Source organism: Pseudomonas sp. H11T01 (assembly GCF_048515765.1).
Taxonomy (GTDB): Bacteria; Pseudomonadota; Gammaproteobacteria; order Pseudomonadales; family Pseudomonadaceae; genus Aquipseudomonas.
The window spans coordinates 25,366-41,447 of record NZ_JBLYED010000008.1 but is presented as its reverse complement, the minus strand read 5'-3'; the positions used below and the strand labels follow the sequence as shown (position 1 = coordinate 41,447).

The window sequence follows — 16,082 nt, the reverse complement described above, 5'->3', positions numbered from 1 at the left end:
TGAGAGGTGTCTTTGTCTATGGACAGCAAACTCCGCATCAGGTCGTCCTGTTTGCTTTCGATGGCTTGTCTGTAGGAAGAGGTGATGTTGAAGTTCAGGAAATTCAATGACCCAGCAAGAGAAAAGTCGGCATGGAGCTCAAGACAAACGCGGTACTGATTCTGATCGATCAACAGAAAGGCATTCATCACCCCAAGCTCGGGCGGCGCAACAACCCACATGCGGAGGACCGGATGGCCGAGTTGCTGGCCTATTGGCGCCATACTGCGCGGCCGGTGATTCATGTGCAGCATTTATCCCGCTCGCCTGACTCGGTGTTCTGGCCGCAGCAATCAGGTGTCGAGTTTCAGGAGCGATTTTTGCCATTGCCGGGTGAGCAGCTGATCCAGAAGCAGGTGCCGGATGCGTTTTGCTGGACGGCGTTGGAAGCGGGATTGCGAGAGGTGGGGATAGAACAACTGATCATCGTCGGCGTGGCGACCCACAACTCAGTCGAGTCCACGGCGCGCACGGCGGGCAATCTGGGGTTTGAAACCTGGGTCGCGGAGGATGCGTGTTTTACCTTCGACAAGGCCGATTTCTTCGGTGAACCGCATTCAGCCGAAGAAGTGCACGCCATGTCGTTGGGTAACTTGCACGGCGAGTACGCCACGGTAGTGACGACGGCCGAGATTCTGAAGAAAGGATGAAGCGGGGAGGTGTCAGTGGCACCGAGTCGCCTGCATCGCGAGCAAGCGAACGTCGCCCGGCCCTTCCCACATTTAATCTGCGTCAGCCCACGATGGTGTGAGCGGCGCAAATGTGGGAGCGGGTTTGCTCGAGATGGCGATTCAACAAGTGAAGAAAATATCCGCCCGGAGCATCAAGCGCCGTGGCACTTCTTGAATTTCTTGCTGCTGCCGCACGGGCAAGGGTCGTTGCGTCCGACGTCTTTCAGGGCGTTGCGCACCGGTTCCTGGTGGGCGTGGCCGCAGTTCGGGCCGTGAACATGGTCATGGTCGTGATCATGGTGGTCTTGATGGTCTTGATGGTCATGATCGTGGTTGCAGTCAGGGCCATGGACATGGGGTTGCTGGGTCATCGGGGTCACTCCGGAATTAAATCGGCGGGGATTATCACGCCATTGCGCGCCAGGTGCACGTAGTGTGCGATGAATAAACCGGTTTCCAGTTCACCTTCCAGACGATAGGGAATAGGTTGATCGGGTTTTTTCAGCAGTTTCACCAGATCCCGCACCTTGGACCACAGGTTGGTGCGGATCGGCACCTTGAAATAGGCGCTGCGGTTGGGCCCAACCGTGAACCAATGCTCGTGCTCGCCTTCGGTCAGCAGCATGTTCCCCAGGTGAATGCGGTACTCCAGGCTACGAACGGTCAGGTCGCTGTCGTTGGGGTTGTCGACGCGAAAGTGCAGCACGAGTTTCTGCTCCAGCAGTTTGGCCCGGACCACCTCGACCTTGACCAAGTGCACTTGGGGATCCGGCGTGTCGTCGCTAAACCAGGACGCACAGCCAGAAAGCGTCAGCGCCATGAACAAGCTGATTGTTCTTATTGTTCGAAACTCAGCGACCATGCCATTACTCCCTTTGAGGGCCCAGTTTAGCAATCGGGTGTTCAAAGTGTGTGGCGTGATCCATGTTGAAACTCAGCTGAGGAAGTAACTCGAACAGCACTTCTTGAATTTCTGCCCGCTGGCACAGGGGCAGGCGTCGTTGCGTCCGGCCTTGAGCTGCACGGTAGGATCAATGAAGTACCAGTGGCCGCTGTTCTGCACGAACGACGAGCGTTCGCGGTGGCTGTGTTCGCCAGTGCTGTCATGCCAGCGCGCGGTGAAGGTGACGAAGGCGTGTTCGGGTTGGCCGCCAAACACCTCGGAGCTTTCCACTTCCAGGCCCAGCCAAGTGCTTTGGGCGCTCCAGTCACTGATCGATTGACGATCCAGGCTTGTCTGCTGCGCGGGCAGGGTCGTCGCTACCAGGTAGTCCACCAGACCCAGCACATAAGCGCTGTAGCGCGAGCGCATCAAGGCCTCTGCGCACGGCGCTGGGTGGCCCGCATGGTAATGGCCGCAGCAAGCATCCAGCGGAGTGCCGCTACCGCAGGGACAAATCGACGTACTCATCGTATTACCACCAATACTTGCCGAAGTTTTCCGGATTGGCCCAGAACCGGGCATTCAGCCAGTCGGGCACTTGTTTGTATTCAAGCAGATCGTAGGTGAACAGGGTCAGCACCTGCTCGTCGCGCTGGAAGCGTTCACTGGCTTGCAGGGCCAGGGAGAAGAAATCAGTTTCCAGCCAGCCACAGGCTGAAAGATCCGCCAGCACAGCGATGCGACTGGCATTGAGGTTGCGAATCCCGCCAAGCAGGTTCAGGCCATCGCGCTTGGGCAGATGCTCGAGGCAATCGACCGCCAGCGCCAGATCAAAGCGGCACGCCGCCAGCTCGGGCGGCAAGGGGCCGGGGGCGGCTTGCGACACACACGTGTCCGGGTGCGCCTGCTTGAACGCTTCAAGTGCCGGGAAGTCGCTGGCACCAATCAGCAACAGACGCTGTGGCGCATAACGGTCGAGCAAAGCGGCGAGGGCTTGCTGGGGTGTGCGCGAAGAAATACCTGCGGTCATCGAAGATCCTCAATCAGAGCTGCAAAGACTAGCGCGCCCGAACGCTCGGGCCTAGAGCGGGGTTTCGCTAAATGAAGGCATTTGCCGTGAATATCGGACAAAGGTGGGTATGGCCTATTGCTGGCGGAGATTAAAACTTTACTCCTGTGTGACCGGTATGGGCCGGTAGCACAGGAGCATTCACAATTGAGATTGCCTTACCGGTTGCTGCCGGGACGATCCCCCTTGCGCCCAAGAAGAATTTTCATCGCCCTCTGGCTTATATCTCGTGGAAGTCGGTACTGTGCGCGCAAAGAATAATTATCAGCGGGGGAGCGTATGAAGGTGTTTTGGGGGCTGGGGAAGTTTTTGACCTTGCTGTTCTGGTTAGTGGTGGCGGTCAATTTGCTCAATCCGCTGATCCATCCGGTCCATCTAATGCTCAACCTCGCCGGCAGCCTGTTGCTGCTGATGCATCTTCTGGAAGTCGTGCGGTTCAATGGCAGTTTGAAAGGACGTGCCCATCGGTGGCGTGATCGCTTACAGATTCTGCTGTTCGGCATTTTTCATCTGCAAACCGTCCCGGAGCCCAACCATGCGTAATCTCTTTCTGCTGGCCGCTTTGTGCAGCCCTTTGGCCTATGCCCAAGTGGTGATGGTCGAAACCAATTCCTTGATGCGCTTGCCAAACACCACCAGTGCCCTGCAGCTGGAGCGATTGGACGTCGCCGATTACGGCACGCTGCTGATTCCCTCCAACGTGACCGAAGTGACTGTCGGAGAACTGCATCTGGGACACGAGGCACGGATTGCCATCGTACCCGGCGAGCAAAGCCTGCAATTGAAAATCAACCACGCCCAATTGGGCAGCGGTAGCCAGATTACCTCCCGCGGAGCGCCGGGCACTTACCTCAAGGCTGCCAAGCCTGGGCGTGACCTCAACCTGCGGATCAACTCGCTGAGTGCGCAAGAATTGTCGGTGGATGCCCGCGGCGGTGCCGGTGCGCCGGGTTATGTTGGCCTGGATGGCGCTAATGGTCAGGCGCCGGGTTGTGCCTGGGGCCAGGCCGGTCGCGGTGCCGATGGCGATAACGGCGGTGATGGCAATCCCGGTGCGTCCGGTGCGCACGTACGAGTGCAATTGCCGCGAGACTATCCGGGCGCGCAGATCAAGGTCTGGGTCGATGGTGGTGTAGGCGGATTGGCTGGCGCCGCTGGTAAGCCAGGCGCGGGCGGCAAGTCCAAAGGCTGCTTCGTTTACCGCGCCGATGGCGGCAAGAGCGGGCGTCCTGGCGTTGAAGGCCAGTCAGGACCTGCCGGTAATGCCGGCTCAGTGACGGTGCAGCGGTTGTAAGCAGTTTCCGAAGTGTCTGGCGTCTGACACGCCGTCTTCGCGGGCAAGCCCGCTCCCACAGGATATGCGCGACCCTTGTGGGAGCGGGCTTGCCCGCGAAGCTTTTAAGATCTAAATCAAAACATCGGCCTTGCCGACGCCACGGCCACCAACAACAAGCCCAGCAGCAGATTAATCCCCACCAAACGCCGAATCCTCCCCAGAGTCGCAGCACCCATCGGCCAATCCTCGGCCAACACCGCTTTGCGCAGTTCCGGCAGTTGCAATGCCTGAATGCGGATAAACAGCGCCGTCATCACCAGGTACAGCCCCATCATCACCTGCACATAACGCGGTGCGGTTTCAAAGCCGTTGAAGCGCAACTGGATCAGGCCAACACCGCTGATCGGCAAAAGCACTACAGCGACCCAGACCCACACAAAAAAACGTTGAAACACTTCTACCCACAACTTCAATCGCGCCGGACCTTCAAGTGCCGTCATTGCGGCGGGGCGCAGGACCATCCAGGCGAAAAACATGCCGCCGACCCAGACCAGGGCCGCCAGTACATGCAGGGTGTAAACAAGGGCGAAGGGTGTCATTCGGGTACTCCGTTCTGCGCGGGATGAATTAGCGGGTTATGATAGCGGCCGATTCGAACCACTGAAAATTTATCCAGCGTTTTTTCGCGCCCGAAGACCATGATCAGCAACGAACTCAAATCCCAGATCCAGGGCGCTTACTCGCGTTTTCTCGAAGCCAAGAGCCTCAAGCCGCGTTACGGCCAGCGTTTGATGATCGCCGAAGTGGCCAAAGTCCTTGGCGACATCGCTACCGATGACGAAGGCCGGCGCAGTGGCGACCCCGCAGTAGTGGCGGTCGAGGCCGGCACCGGTACCGGAAAAACCGTGGCCTACAGCCTGGCGGCGATTCCCACTGCCAAAGCCGCTGGCAAACGCCTGGTGATCGCCACGGCGACCGTCGCGTTGCAAGAGCAGATCGTCTACAAGGATTTGCCGGACCTGATGCGCAACAGCGGGCTGAACTTCACCTTCGCGCTGGCCAAGGGGCGGGGCCGTTACATGTGCCTGTCCAAGTTGGATATGTTGCTGCAAGAAGGCCACGCGCAAACTGCCACGGCGCAACTTTTCGAAGAAGAAGGCTTCAAGATCGAGGTCGATGAGGCCAGCCAGAAGCTCTTTACCAGCATGATCGAAAAGCTTGCGGGTAATAAGTGGGACGGCGACCGTGACAGTTGGTCCACTGCCCTGGAAGACCAGGACTGGGCGCGGCTGACCACTGATCACAGCCAGTGCACCAACCGTCATTGCCCGAACTTTGGCCAGTGCGCCTTTTACAAGGCCCGCGAAGGCATGGGCAAGGTCGACGTTATTGTTACCAACCACGACATGGTGCTGGCCGACCTGGCGTTGGGCGGAGGTGCGGTATTGCCGGACCCACGTGACACGCTTTACGTGTTCGACGAAGGTCACCACCTGCCAGACAAGGCCATCGGTCACTTTGCTCATTACACCCGCCTGCGCTCTACCGCCGACTGGCTGGAACAAACTGCCAAGAACCTCGCCAAACTGCTGGCCCAGCATCCGCTGCCCGGTGACCTGGGCAAGCTGATCGAGCAGGTTCCGGAGCTGGCGCGCGAGATCAAGACTCAACAACAGTTCATGTTCACGGCCTGCGAGCAGGTCGCCGACTTCAAGCCCGGCGAAGACGTGGAAGGTCGCGAACGGCCGCGCCATCGTTTCGTCGGCGGAGTGATCCCCGAGCACATGCGTGAAATGGGTATCGAGCTGAAGAAAGGCTTTTCGCGCCTGACCGATGTCTTCACCCGTCTCACCGAGCTGCTCAAGGAAGGTATGGATGGCGAGGTCAACATTGGCATCGCCAGCAATCAGGCCGAAGAGTGGTACCCGTTGTTCGGTAGTTTGCTGTCCCGATCCCAAGGCAATTGGGAGCTGTGGACCGCATTTACTGCCGAAGATCCGGAAGACAACCCGCCGATGGCCCGTTGGTTGACTCTGGCCGAAAGCGGTTCGTTGTTCGACATTGAGGTCAACGCCAGCCCTATCCTTGCGGCAGAAATGCTCCGGCGTAACCTGTGGAACGTCGCCTATGGCGCGCTGGTGACCTCGGCCACCTTGACCGCGTTGGGTACTTTCGATCGTTTCCGCATGCGCGCCGGTCTGCCGAAAAAAGCCGTGACGGCGGTGGTGCCAAGCCCCTTCCATCACGCGGATGCCGGTGTGCTGCGGGTCCCGGACCTGCGCGCCGACCCTCGGGATGCTCCCGCACACACGGCGGCGATCATCCGCGACCTGCCAGCACTGGTCGAAGGCTCGCGCGGCACGCTGGTGCTGTTCTCGTCGCGTAAGCAGATGCAGGACGTATTCGACGGCCTGGATCGCGACTGGCGTAAACAAGTATTCATTCAAGGCAATCTGTCGAAACAGGAAACCCTGAACAAGCACAAGGCGCGGGTTGATGGCGGTGACTCCAGCGTGCTGTTCGGCCTGGCGAGCTTCGCCGAGGGCGTGGATTTGCCCGGCGCCTATTGCGAGCACGTGGTGATCGCCAAGATCCCGTTCTCGGTGCCGGATGACCCGGTCGAAGCGGCGCTGGCCGAATGGATCGAAGCACGCGGCGGCAATCCGTTCATGGAAATTTCCGTCCCGGACGCCTCGCTGAAGCTGGTCCAGGCCTGCGGCAGGCTGCTGCGCACCGAAGAGGATCGCGGCACCATCACCTTGCTCGACCGACGTCTGGTCACGCAACGCTACGGTAAAGCCATTCTCAATGCGCTGCCGCCGTTCCGCCGGGAAATTTCTTGAGACCCGGTGGGCAAATACGCCCACCGCGTTGTCTATCTCATGTCGCCAAATTCCACACAGACCGTTCACTGGTCGTTAGGGAGAACCTCGTTCCTATGATTCGCCGCTCGCTGCCCGCTGTTTTTGCTCTGCTGTTCGCTGCGCCGCTGCTGGCTGCGCCTGCCGGACAACAGACGCTGTTCAACTTTGTCCGCCCCGCCGATGTGGTTCAGGTGGCGACTGAAGATGCCAGCCTGCCGCAATCCAATGCGGAGCAAACGGCTGAGGGCGAAGTGCTGCGCCGGGTAACTTTCAACCCGGCGAACCAGCCGAGCCTGCGCCTGACACCGCAAACCGGTGCCTGGGACTGGTCGCAGTCTGGCGCCATGAGCTTGCGGATCCAGAGCGCCATGAGCTGGGCGCTGACCCTCTATGTAAAAATCCAGAGCAATGACGGCAAGACCCTGATCAGTCGCATTGACCTGCCGGCCGGCCCTGCGCAAACCCTGTTGGTGCCCTTGCAGGCCAGCTCGCCGCTGAGCCAGGGTATGAAAGCCGGGCCACCCATGCCGATGACAGTCGATGGCCTGCGGGTCTTGCTCGCCAGTAGCGAAGGCGAGCTGGATCGCAGCCAGGTGGTGTCGGTCACACTGTCGATGGACAAGCCGAAAGTGGCGCAAAGCATCATGCTCGAGCGCTTCGGTGTGCAGGACGGTGATGCCGTGGTGAAGGCTGCCTATAGTTCGCTGGTCGATGCCTACGGTCAGTCCACTCGGGCGAAATGGCCAGAAAAGGTCAGCAGCGATGAGCAGTTGAAAGCCGCTGCCGGCAAAGAGCAACAGCAGCTGAAAACCTGGCTCGCCGAGCGCGAGCGTTCGTCCCTGGACAAGTTTGGTGGCTGGAACAAAGGCCCGGACTTCAACGCCAGCGGCTTTTTCCGCACCGAAAAGCGCGACGGACGCTGGTATCTGGTGACCCCGGAAGGTCATCCGTTCTATTCCCTGGGGGTCAACACAGTCACCGCCGACACCAACCGGACCTATGTCGCCGGACGTGAATGGATGTTTGGCGAGCTGCCCAAGGCCGATGAGCCATTGGCCAGCTACTACGGTGAGGGCGATAACCGGGGTGGTAACGGTGCCGACAAGGGCCGTGGTTTCAATGCCGGCCGCTGGTATGACTTCTATGGTGCCAATCTCCAGCGCACTTACGGTCAACCTTGTGTTGCTGCCAGCGAAACCAAGGCGGGCGTCGCAGCCGCCGCCAAAGCGGACGCCGTAGAAAACACCGCCGAGAAAAGCGCAGAGAAACCGGCCGCCGTGCCTTGCGCGCCCGGAGCCTTTGATGAAAAACGCTGGGTCAGCCACACCCTTGATCGCTTGCAGGCCTGGGGGTTCAACACCATCGGCAACTGGAGCGCCCCGACCTTGGGTCTCACTGATCGTGTGCCATACACCTTGCCGCTGTCGATTGTTGGCGACTACGCCAGCATCAGTACCGGTACCGATTGGTGGGGCGGCATGCCCGACCCGTTCGACCCACGTTTCGCCATGGCCACCGAACGCGCCGTGGCCATCGCTGCCCGTGATCACCGGGATGACCCGTGGCTGATTGGTTATTTTGCCGATAACGAACTGGCCTGGGCCGGTCCTGGTGACGATCCGAAATCTCGTTATGCGCTGGCATACGGCACTTTGCGCATGAGCACCGACGTCCCGGCCAAACGCGCGTTCCTCAAGCAGTTGCGCGACAAGTACCGCAACCAGGCCGGTTTGTCGAAGGCTTGGGGCATTGATCTGCCGGCCTGGGAACTCATGGAAGACCCGGGTTTTGAGCCGCCCCTGCCAAGCCCTGAACACCCGGAAATCGAAGCTGACTTCAAATACTTCCAGAAGGTCTTCGCTGACACCTATTTCAAGACCATCTCCGACTCGCTGAAATGGCATGCGCCGAATCACCTGTTGCTGGGCGGCCGGTTTGCCATCAGCACACCTGAAGCGGTCGAATCCTGTGCGCAGTATTGCGACGTGTTGAGCTTCAACATGTACACCCTGCAGCCGCAGGACGGATATGACTTCGCCAGGTTGCGCGATCTGGACAAACCCGTGCTGATCACCGAGTTCAACTTCGGCTCGCGGGATCGTGGTCCATTCTGGGGCGGCGTGACTGAGCTTTCGAAGGAAGAGGACCGCGGTCCGGCCTATGCCCATTTCCTCAAACAGGCAGTGGCCGAACCATCGATTGTCGGTGTGCACTGGTTCCAGTACCTCGATCAACCGGTGACCGGTCGTCTGCAGGATGGCGAAAACGGCCACTTCGGCCTGATAGGAATTACCGACGTGCCGTTCCAGGGCTTTGTCGACAGTGTGCGCAAAAGCAACGTGCAGACGGTCGATCAACTGGGCAAAGAGGCCGAGAAGGCCAAAGCCGATGCTGCTAAAGCGGCATCCCACGAAGGCGTAGGCAGCAGGAAAAGCAGCCAAGGCAAGGGCGTGGGGCAGGGCGGGCATGCCGGTGGGCATTCCGGGAATGGCCAGTGATTCCCGAGACTGTCTGACCACCGTGTCATCGTTCTTCGCGGGCAAGCCATGCTCCCACAGAGGAGTGCGTACTCCTTGTGGGAGCGTGGCTTGCCCGCGAAGGCGTCCTGACCGGCGCTGCAAATTTCGGATCCGGCCCGCATAGGGGCGACCGCCCAGCTCAAGCAGGTTCCCAAATACCTCAAGGGCTGGAACAATGTGTGTCACTTTGTAAAACGATCGTTTGAGGGAGTTGCGGGTGCAGATTCAGGGTCATTACGAGCTTAAGTTCGAAGCGGTGCGCGAAGCGTTTGCTGCACTCTTCGATGATCCTCAGGAACGTGGCGCAGCGCTGTGTATCCAGATCGGCGGGGAAACAGTGGTCGATCTCTGGGCAGGAACGGCAGATAAAGACGGCACTGAGGCTTGGCACAGCGACACCATTGCCAACCTGTTTTCCTGCACCAAGACTTTTACCGCCGTCACTGCGTTGCAACTGGTGGCCGAAGGCAAGTTGCAACTGGATGCGCCGGTCGCCAAGTACTGGCCTGAGTTCGGCGCCGCCGGCAAAGAGTCGATCACTCTGCGGCAGCTGCTCTGCCATCAGGCCGGTTTGCCAGCGTTGCGCGAGTTGCTGGCGCCGGAAGCCCTTTACGACTGGCAAACCATGGTCGATGCCCTGGCCGCAGAAGCGCCTTGGTGGACGCCCGGCGAAGGTCACGGGTACGCAGCGATCACCTACGGCTGGTTGGTGGGTGAACTGTTGCGCCGCGCCGACGGACGGGGTCCTGGAGAGTCCATCGTGGCGCGGGTTGCGCGGCCGTTAGGGCTGGATTTTCACGTTGGCCTGGCAGATGAAGAGTTCCATCGCGTTGCGCATATCGCTCGCGGCAAAGGCAATGTCGGCGACGCTGCGGCCCAGCGCTTGCTGCAAGTGACTATGCGTGAGCCGGCGGCCATGACCACCCGGGCCTTCACCAACCCGCCGTCGATCATGACCAGCACCAACAAGCCGGAATGGCGGCGTATGCAGCAACCCGCGGCCAATGGCCATGGCAATGCCCGCAGCCTGGCGGGGTTTTACAGCGGCTTGCTCGATGGCAGCCTGCTGGAAGCCGAAATGCTCGAAGAATTGACCCGTGAGCACAGCATTGGGCCGGACAAGACTTTATTGACCCAGACCCGCTTCGGTCTGGGCTGCATGCTCGATCAACCGGATGTACCCAATGCGACCTACGGCCTCGGCCCACGGGCGTTCGGCCATCCGGGTGCTGGTGGCTCCACCGGTTTTGCAGATCCTGCGCACGATGTGGCCTTCGGCTTTGTGACAAACACACTGGGCCCGTACGTCCTGATGGACCCACGGGCACAAAAGCTGGCGCGAGTGTTGGCCGGATGCCTGTAAAGGGCAGCTGATCGACAAGGATTCGCAAATACCGCAGAAAAATCCCTGGGCGGAACCCGGCGGCTTTTTTGCTTTCAAAACATCGGTTTAGGGCCTAGCGCCCGATTTTCTTCATCTCATTTTTGTGGATTATCCAATGTCATCGAATAAAACTCTCGCTCTGGCGCTTTGCTTCGCAATCACTGGTTGTGCACAAACTCCGCAGAATGATGCTGAAGGCGGCCACTGGTGGCAGTTCGGTTCTTCCGACAAGGTCGCCAGTAAAGAGTCGGCCCCGACGCCAACCAAGCCAGCAACCCCGGCCCCTGTAGCTAAAGCCGACGCACCCGCGACGGTCGCTAAAGCTGATACCGGCACCCATTGGTGGTGGCCGTTCGGTGGCAAGGATCAGGACACATCGAAGGCGACGGCTGTGCCGATGCCCGACCCGAAAATCACTCAAGCCTGGCTGGATAGCTATGAGCCACGCCTGCGTGTAGCGATCCAGGACAGCAATCTGCAACTCGAGCGCCGCGAAAACGTGCTGGTGGTGACGGCACCGGTCGACAGTTCGTTCAACCCTAAGCGCCCGACCATGTTGCTCCCCGTAACACTGGGGCCATTCACTCGGGTGGCAAAAATTCTTGAAGCAGACCCAAAAACCGCTGTACTGATACTCGGCCATGGCGATAGCTCGGGTGTTGAGACAGAGAACGTGAAAACGAGCCAGGAGCGTGCGCAGTCGGTTGCTTCGATCTTCCGTCTCAGCGGCCTGGAGCGTGATCGCCTGATGCTGCGTGGCATGGGCTCGGTGGCGCCGCGTGCGGCCAACGACAGCGTTGAGGGGCGTGCGTTGAACCGCCGGGTGGAAATCCTGCTGACGCCGAGAGACACCATGGTTGCCCTGCTGACCAAGTACAATATGCCAGCGCTTGCGCCAGTACCGATGAGGAAAGTCGTCGCCCAAGACGTCAAGCCAGAGGTCAAACCTGTAGTGGCTGCTACTCCTGCGAAGAAAGGCGCTCCAGCTAAAAAGGCCTCGACCAAGAAAGCCGCAGCTAAAACACCGGCCAAGAAATCCGCCGCCAAGACCCCGGCGAAAAAGCCAGCTCCGGCCAAAGACGCAGCTCCAGCGAAGAAAGCCGAAGCGGTCGATCCAGCCAAGAACTGATTACTCACGCAGAAGGAAAGCGCCATGACCCAAAGTCTGGCTGATATGCGCCGCGACTACGCGCGCGATGGTCTGACCGAAGCCCAGGCTCCGGCTGAGCCTTTCGCGCTGTTCCACCAGTGGTTTGCCGAGGCGGTGAAAACCGAACAGCCACCGGTCGAAGCGAATGCGATGACCCTGGCCACCGTCGATCAGGACGGTCGCCCGCATTGCCGTATTCTCCTGCTCAAGGGCCTCGATGAGCAGGGCTTTACCTTCTTCACCAACTACGAAAGTGCCAAAGGGCAGCAATTGGCGGCGTGTCCGTTCGCCGCCATGACGTTCTTCTGGCCGACTCTTGAACGCCAGGTACGCATCGAAGGGCAGGTGGTGAAGGTCACACCGCAGGAATCCGATGCGTATTACCAGGTGCGTCCACTGGGCAGCCGTCTCGGTGCCTGGGCTTCGCCGCAGAGCCGGGTGATTGCCGGTCGCGAGGAGCTGGAAGGGTTGCTCAAGACCACAGAACAGCGCTTCAGCGACACTCAACCCCACTGCCCGGAGCATTGGGGCGGTTATCGCTTGTTGCCGGAGCGTATCGAGTTCTGGCAAGGTCGTCCGAGTCGTCTGCATGATCGGCTCAACTATCGTTTGCAAGGCAGCGACTGGGCACGCGAACGCCTGGCGCCTTAAACAATTCACCGATCGGGATAGGTGGCCGCGGCGGCTTCGAGCCAACGCGGCAGATCCCTGCGTTTGATTTTCTGCTCCTGGGCACAGGCCAGCTGTTGCAGCATGAAGGCCTTTTTCTGCTCGTCTCCGTTCGCCAAAGCCAACGCCAGGTCGCGATCCATCCAGCGTTTGATCCGCACATACAGCCACCAGTGGAAGTACAACCCGGCGACGGTGGTGACGACAATAATGAAGTAGTCCATGGAAATCCTTTAGCCAGCGGCGCATGGTTTGATAATTGGCGCTACTGTGTGATGGGGCTCAGACGCGGCTGTACTGCGACTGAATGAAAACAATTTTATCCGGGCGATGCCGTGACACGCATCAAGCTGCGGAGTTTAATGAACACCTGTCCTTTGGAGTTGATGCTATGCGTAAGTCTGTTTTGCTGGTTGCTTCTTTCACCACGATGGCGATGTTGCTTGGTGGCTGCCAATCCAGCCTGACCGGTGACTCTTACTCCCGTGACGAAGCGCGTCGTGTACAGACGATTCGTATGGGTACTATCGAAGCCTTGCGTCCGGTGAAAATTGAAGGCACCAAGACCCCAATCGGCGGTGCCGCCGGTGCGGTCGTTGGTGGTGTTGGTGGTAGTGCCGTCGGTGGCGGTAAAGGCAGCATTGTTGCCGCGGTGATCGGTGCGGTAGCCGGTGGTTTGCTGGGCTCGGCCACTGAAGAAGGCCTGACCCGTACTCAAGGTGTGGAAATCACTGTTCGCGAAGACGACGGCAGCATGCGTGCCTATGTGCAGCAGGTTCAGGAAAACGAAGTTTTCCGTGTCGGCGAGCGCGTTCGTATTGCGACGGTTGGCGGTACCAGCCGCGTTTCGCACTAAACACTACCCGCTTAAAACAAAACCCCAGCCAGGTAACTGGTCGGGGTTTTGTGTTTTCAGCCTTTGAAGCCGTCAATGCTTACGATTGAAGTAATGGGTTCTTGCGGCTGGCCGTCGCCGTCACGGCGTAACCGATCAGCGCTGCGAGTATGGAGCCGGTGAGAATACCCATACGGTCCATCCCGGCGTAATCGCTACTGCCCGGAACAAATGCCAGAGAGCCGACGAACAGGCTCATGGTGAAGCCTATCCCGCAGAGAATCGCCACGCCGAGCACTTGGCCCCAGTTCGCACCTGCCGGCAGTGCCGCAATGCCGATCTTGACCGCTAGCCAGGTCAGGCCGAAGACACCAATAGTCTTGCCCAACAGCAGGCCAGCAGCGATGCCCATCGGCACATGATGGGTGAAGCTTTCGAGATTGACACCGGCCAGTGATACCCCAGCGTTGGCGAAGGCGAACAGCGGCAGAATGCCGAAGGCGACCCATGGGTGTAGCGCGTGTTCCAGGCTCAGCAGTGGCGAAGGTTCGGCGTTTTTGGTGCGCAGTGGAATACAGAACGCCAAGGTCACACCCGCCAGGGTCGCGTGGACACCGCTCTTGAGCACACAGACCCAGAGGATCAGGCCAATGATCATGTAAGGTCCGAGTTTCACCACGCCCAGCCGGTTCATCGCCACCAGCGCCACCAGGCAAGCCGCGGCCAGGATCAGCGACAATGTGGACAGCGCACCCGAATAAAAGATCGCGATGACGATAATCGCCCCGAGGTCGTCGATGATCGCCAGGGTCATCAGGAACAGTTTCAGCGAGACCGGCACGCGTTTGCCCAGCAGGGCCAGTACACCCAGGGCGAAGGCGATGTCGGTGGCCATCGGAATGGCCCAGCCCCCTAGCGCCGCCGGGTTGTCCTTGTTGAGAAACCAGTAGAACAGCGCCGGCACAACCATACCGCCGATAGCCGCAGCACCGGGCAGGACGATCTGCGAGGGCTTCGACAAATGACCTTCGAGGACTTCGCGTTTGACTTCGAGGCCAATCAGCAGGAAAAACATCGCCATCAGGCCGTCGTTGATCCACAGCAGCAGAGGCTTGGCGATCTTCAAGGCGCCGATCTGGGCGACCACGGGTGTGTCCAGCAGGCCGTTGTACAGCCAGGACAGCGGTGAGTTGTTGATGATCAGGGCTAGAGCTGCAGCAGCGATCAATAACAGACCGCTGGCAGCTTCCAACTGAAAGAAACGCGTGAACGTGCTACGCAGAGGCAAGGTCGCTCTCCATCAAATGTTCAAAAGGTGGGACACCCTAACCCGTACGGTTAGTTGTTAAAACAAAAGTTATATTCTTTTTTGTTATATATGCTGAGCAAGTGCTTTGTTGGTCTGGAGCCTAGCAGTTGTGTATCTAATTGAGTCACGACTGTATCTGTGCGGTCTGTAGGAAATTTCCTAAGATTGCCGGCCGGACCGCAGCAGGGGCCCGAACTGTTACCTGTTATCGCCGTCAGGTTTTCCCTGCGCTCGAATCACCTAAGCTGGGTGCATTACATCTTCTTGCGCCAAGTACGGCGCAAGATCCAACGAGAAAAGACCATGAGCGACAACCGACAGTGGGCCCGCGAAGCCATCCGGATCATCGAAGCAGACTTTCAACGCAGTGCCGATACACACTTGATCCCCTTGCCGCTTCCGGGACTGCCGGGCGTCGAGTTGTACTTCAAGGATGAGTCCAGTCACCCCACAGGCAGCCTGAAACATCGTCTGGCGCGATCGCTGTTTCTCTATGCGTTATGTAACGGCTGGCTCAAGCCAGGCGCTCCGGTGATCGAGGCATCCAGTGGTTCGACGGCGATTTCCGAGGCGTATTTCGCGCGTATGCTGGGCCTGCCGTTCATTGCCGTGATGCCTGCCACCACCTCTCAGGAAAAGATCGCGCAAATCGCCTTCTACGGGGGGAAAAGCCATCTGGTGCAGGATCCAACGCAGATTTACTCAGAGTCCGAACGCCTGGCCAGTGAGAGCGGCGGCCACTTCATCGATCAGTTCACCTACGCCGAGCGCGCCACTGACTGGCGAGCGAACAACAACATTGCCGAGTCGATCTTCCATCAATTGCGTTTCGAGCGTTACCCGGAGCCAAGCTGGCTGATTTCAAGCCCCGGCACAGGCGGTACGACGGCGACGCTGGGACGTTATGTACGTTATCGCCAGCATTGCACGCGCGTGTTGTGTGCCGATGCTGAGCGTTCGGTGTTCTTCGATTACTACCAGACTGGCGATGCCAGCCTGCGTCTGGACTGCGGTTCGCGGATCGAAGGCATCGGTCGACCACGGGTCGAGGCATCGTTCCTGCCCAAGGTCATCGATGCGATGGTTAAAGTACCGGACGCCTTGTCCCTGGCGGCCATGCACTATCTGGCACAACGTCTGGGGCGACATGTCGGCGGTTCCAGCGGCACCAACCTGATTGGCGCTTTGATGGCGGCGCAACAAATGGTTGCGGCGGGGGAGTCGGGGTCGATCGTGGCGATTCTGTGTGATAGCGGCGAACGCTATGCGACCACCTACTACGATCAGGATTGGCTGAAAGCCCAAGGGTACGAGTTGAGTGGCTTGATCGACGCGGTCGCAGCGAGTGCCGAGCGCGGTGAAGCGTTACCGGCCAGCGTGTTGCGCGCGGGGATCTGAAATCGTGCAAGCGACG

The 16,082-nt window shown here is 59.3% G+C and carries 17 protein-coding genes; 10 read left to right on the top strand and 7 right to left on the bottom strand.

Annotated features, from left to right (window positions below):
• Positions 1-131: 131 nt before the first annotated feature.
• The gene (locus ACN1C3_RS12565; RefSeq protein WP_419116140.1) at positions 132-689 is read left to right on the top strand and encodes a cysteine hydrolase family protein; all 558 of its coding nucleotides are present in this window, start codon (positions 132-134) and stop codon (positions 687-689) included.
• Between the two features lie 173 nt (positions 690-862).
• On the opposite strand, the gene ACN1C3_RS12560 is transcribed toward ACN1C3_RS12565, so the two are convergent.
• From ACN1C3_RS12560 to ACN1C3_RS12545, 4 genes are all read right to left on the bottom strand, one after another.
• A complete protein-coding gene (locus ACN1C3_RS12560) occupies positions 863-1,081 on the bottom strand; it encodes an SEC-C metal-binding domain-containing protein (protein WP_419116139.1) in 219 nt (72 codons plus the stop codon).
• A gap of 5 nt (positions 1,082-1,086) precedes the next feature.
• Positions 1,087-1,572 carry an LEA type 2 family protein gene (locus ACN1C3_RS12555; protein ID WP_419116138.1) on the bottom strand — a complete coding sequence of 162 codons (486 nt, stop codon included), beginning with the start codon at positions 1,570-1,572 and terminating at the stop codon, positions 1,087-1,089.
• A 72-nt stretch (positions 1,573-1,644) separates the two neighbouring features.
• Complete coding sequence (locus ACN1C3_RS12550; RefSeq protein ID WP_419116137.1) at positions 1,645-2,121, bottom strand: YchJ family protein; 477 nt, start codon at positions 2,119-2,121, stop codon at positions 1,645-1,647.
• Positions 2,122-2,125: 4 nt separating this feature from the next.
• Positions 2,126-2,623 carry a DUF6231 family protein gene (locus tag ACN1C3_RS12545; protein WP_419116136.1) on the bottom strand — a complete coding sequence of 166 codons (498 nt, stop codon included), beginning with the start codon at positions 2,621-2,623 and terminating at the stop codon, positions 2,126-2,128.
• Positions 2,624-2,941: 318 nt separating this feature from the next.
• On the opposite strand from ACN1C3_RS12545, the gene ACN1C3_RS12540 reads away from it, so the two are divergent.
• Entirely contained in the window at positions 2,942-3,205 is a 264-nt protein-coding gene (locus tag ACN1C3_RS12540; protein WP_419116135.1) for a DUF1145 domain-containing protein, read from the top strand.
• Positions 3,198-3,956, top strand: a complete 759-nt coding sequence (locus tag ACN1C3_RS12535; protein WP_419116134.1) for a collagen-like protein — start codon at positions 3,198-3,200, stop codon at positions 3,954-3,956. Before ACN1C3_RS12540 ends, ACN1C3_RS12535 begins: the two co-directional genes overlap by 8 nt.
• Positions 3,957-4,072: 116 nt before the next feature.
• Here the strand turns inward: ACN1C3_RS12535 and ACN1C3_RS12530 are convergent, their stop codons facing one another.
• Positions 4,073-4,537, bottom strand: a complete 465-nt coding sequence (locus ACN1C3_RS12530; protein ID WP_419116133.1) for a CopD family protein — start codon at positions 4,535-4,537, stop codon at positions 4,073-4,075.
• A gap of 99 nt (positions 4,538-4,636) precedes the next feature.
• Here ACN1C3_RS12530 and dinG point away from each other — a divergent pair, with 99 nt between their 5' ends.
• From dinG to pdxH, 5 genes are all read left to right on the top strand, one after another.
• The gene (gene dinG / locus ACN1C3_RS12525; RefSeq protein ID WP_419116132.1) at positions 4,637-6,781 is read left to right on the top strand and encodes an ATP-dependent DNA helicase DinG; all 2,145 of its coding nucleotides are present in this window, start codon (positions 4,637-4,639) and stop codon (positions 6,779-6,781) included.
• Positions 6,782-6,876: 95 nt separating this feature from the next.
• Positions 6,877-9,300, top strand: a complete 2,424-nt coding sequence (locus ACN1C3_RS12520; RefSeq protein WP_419116131.1) for a beta-agarase — start codon at positions 6,877-6,879, stop codon at positions 9,298-9,300.
• 238 nt (positions 9,301-9,538) lie between these two features.
• A complete protein-coding gene (locus tag ACN1C3_RS12515; RefSeq protein ID WP_419116130.1) occupies positions 9,539-10,684 on the top strand; it encodes a serine hydrolase domain-containing protein in 1,146 nt (381 codons plus the stop codon).
• A gap of 136 nt (positions 10,685-10,820) precedes the next feature.
• Positions 10,821-11,834 carry an OmpA family protein gene (locus ACN1C3_RS12510; protein WP_419116129.1) on the top strand — a complete coding sequence of 338 codons (1,014 nt, stop codon included), beginning with the start codon at positions 10,821-10,823 and terminating at the stop codon, positions 11,832-11,834.
• Positions 11,835-11,858: 24 nt separating this feature from the next.
• The gene (gene pdxH, locus ACN1C3_RS12505; protein ID WP_419116128.1) at positions 11,859-12,506 is read left to right on the top strand and encodes a pyridoxamine 5'-phosphate oxidase; all 648 of its coding nucleotides are present in this window, start codon (positions 11,859-11,861) and stop codon (positions 12,504-12,506) included.
• 5 nt (positions 12,507-12,511) lie between these two features.
• Here the strand turns inward: pdxH and ACN1C3_RS12500 are convergent, their stop codons facing one another.
• Positions 12,512-12,748, bottom strand: coding sequence for a hypothetical protein (locus tag ACN1C3_RS12500; RefSeq protein WP_419116127.1), 237 nt, complete (start codon positions 12,746-12,748; stop codon positions 12,512-12,514).
• A 167-nt stretch (positions 12,749-12,915) separates the two neighbouring features.
• On the opposite strand from ACN1C3_RS12500, the gene ACN1C3_RS12495 reads away from it, so the two are divergent.
• Positions 12,916-13,380, top strand: coding sequence for a glycine zipper 2TM domain-containing protein (locus ACN1C3_RS12495; RefSeq protein WP_419116126.1), 465 nt, complete (start codon positions 12,916-12,918; stop codon positions 13,378-13,380).
• Between the two features lie 79 nt (positions 13,381-13,459).
• On the opposite strand, the gene nhaA is transcribed toward ACN1C3_RS12495, so the two are convergent.
• A complete protein-coding gene (gene nhaA, locus ACN1C3_RS12490; protein ID WP_419116125.1) occupies positions 13,460-14,647 on the bottom strand; it encodes a Na+/H+ antiporter NhaA in 1,188 nt (395 codons plus the stop codon).
• 324 nt (positions 14,648-14,971) lie between these two features.
• Here nhaA and ACN1C3_RS12485 point away from each other — a divergent pair, with 324 nt between their 5' ends.
• Positions 14,972-16,066, top strand: a complete 1,095-nt coding sequence (locus ACN1C3_RS12485; protein WP_419116124.1) for a PLP-dependent cysteine synthase family protein — start codon at positions 14,972-14,974, stop codon at positions 16,064-16,066.
• Positions 16,067-16,082: the final 16 nt, after the last annotated feature.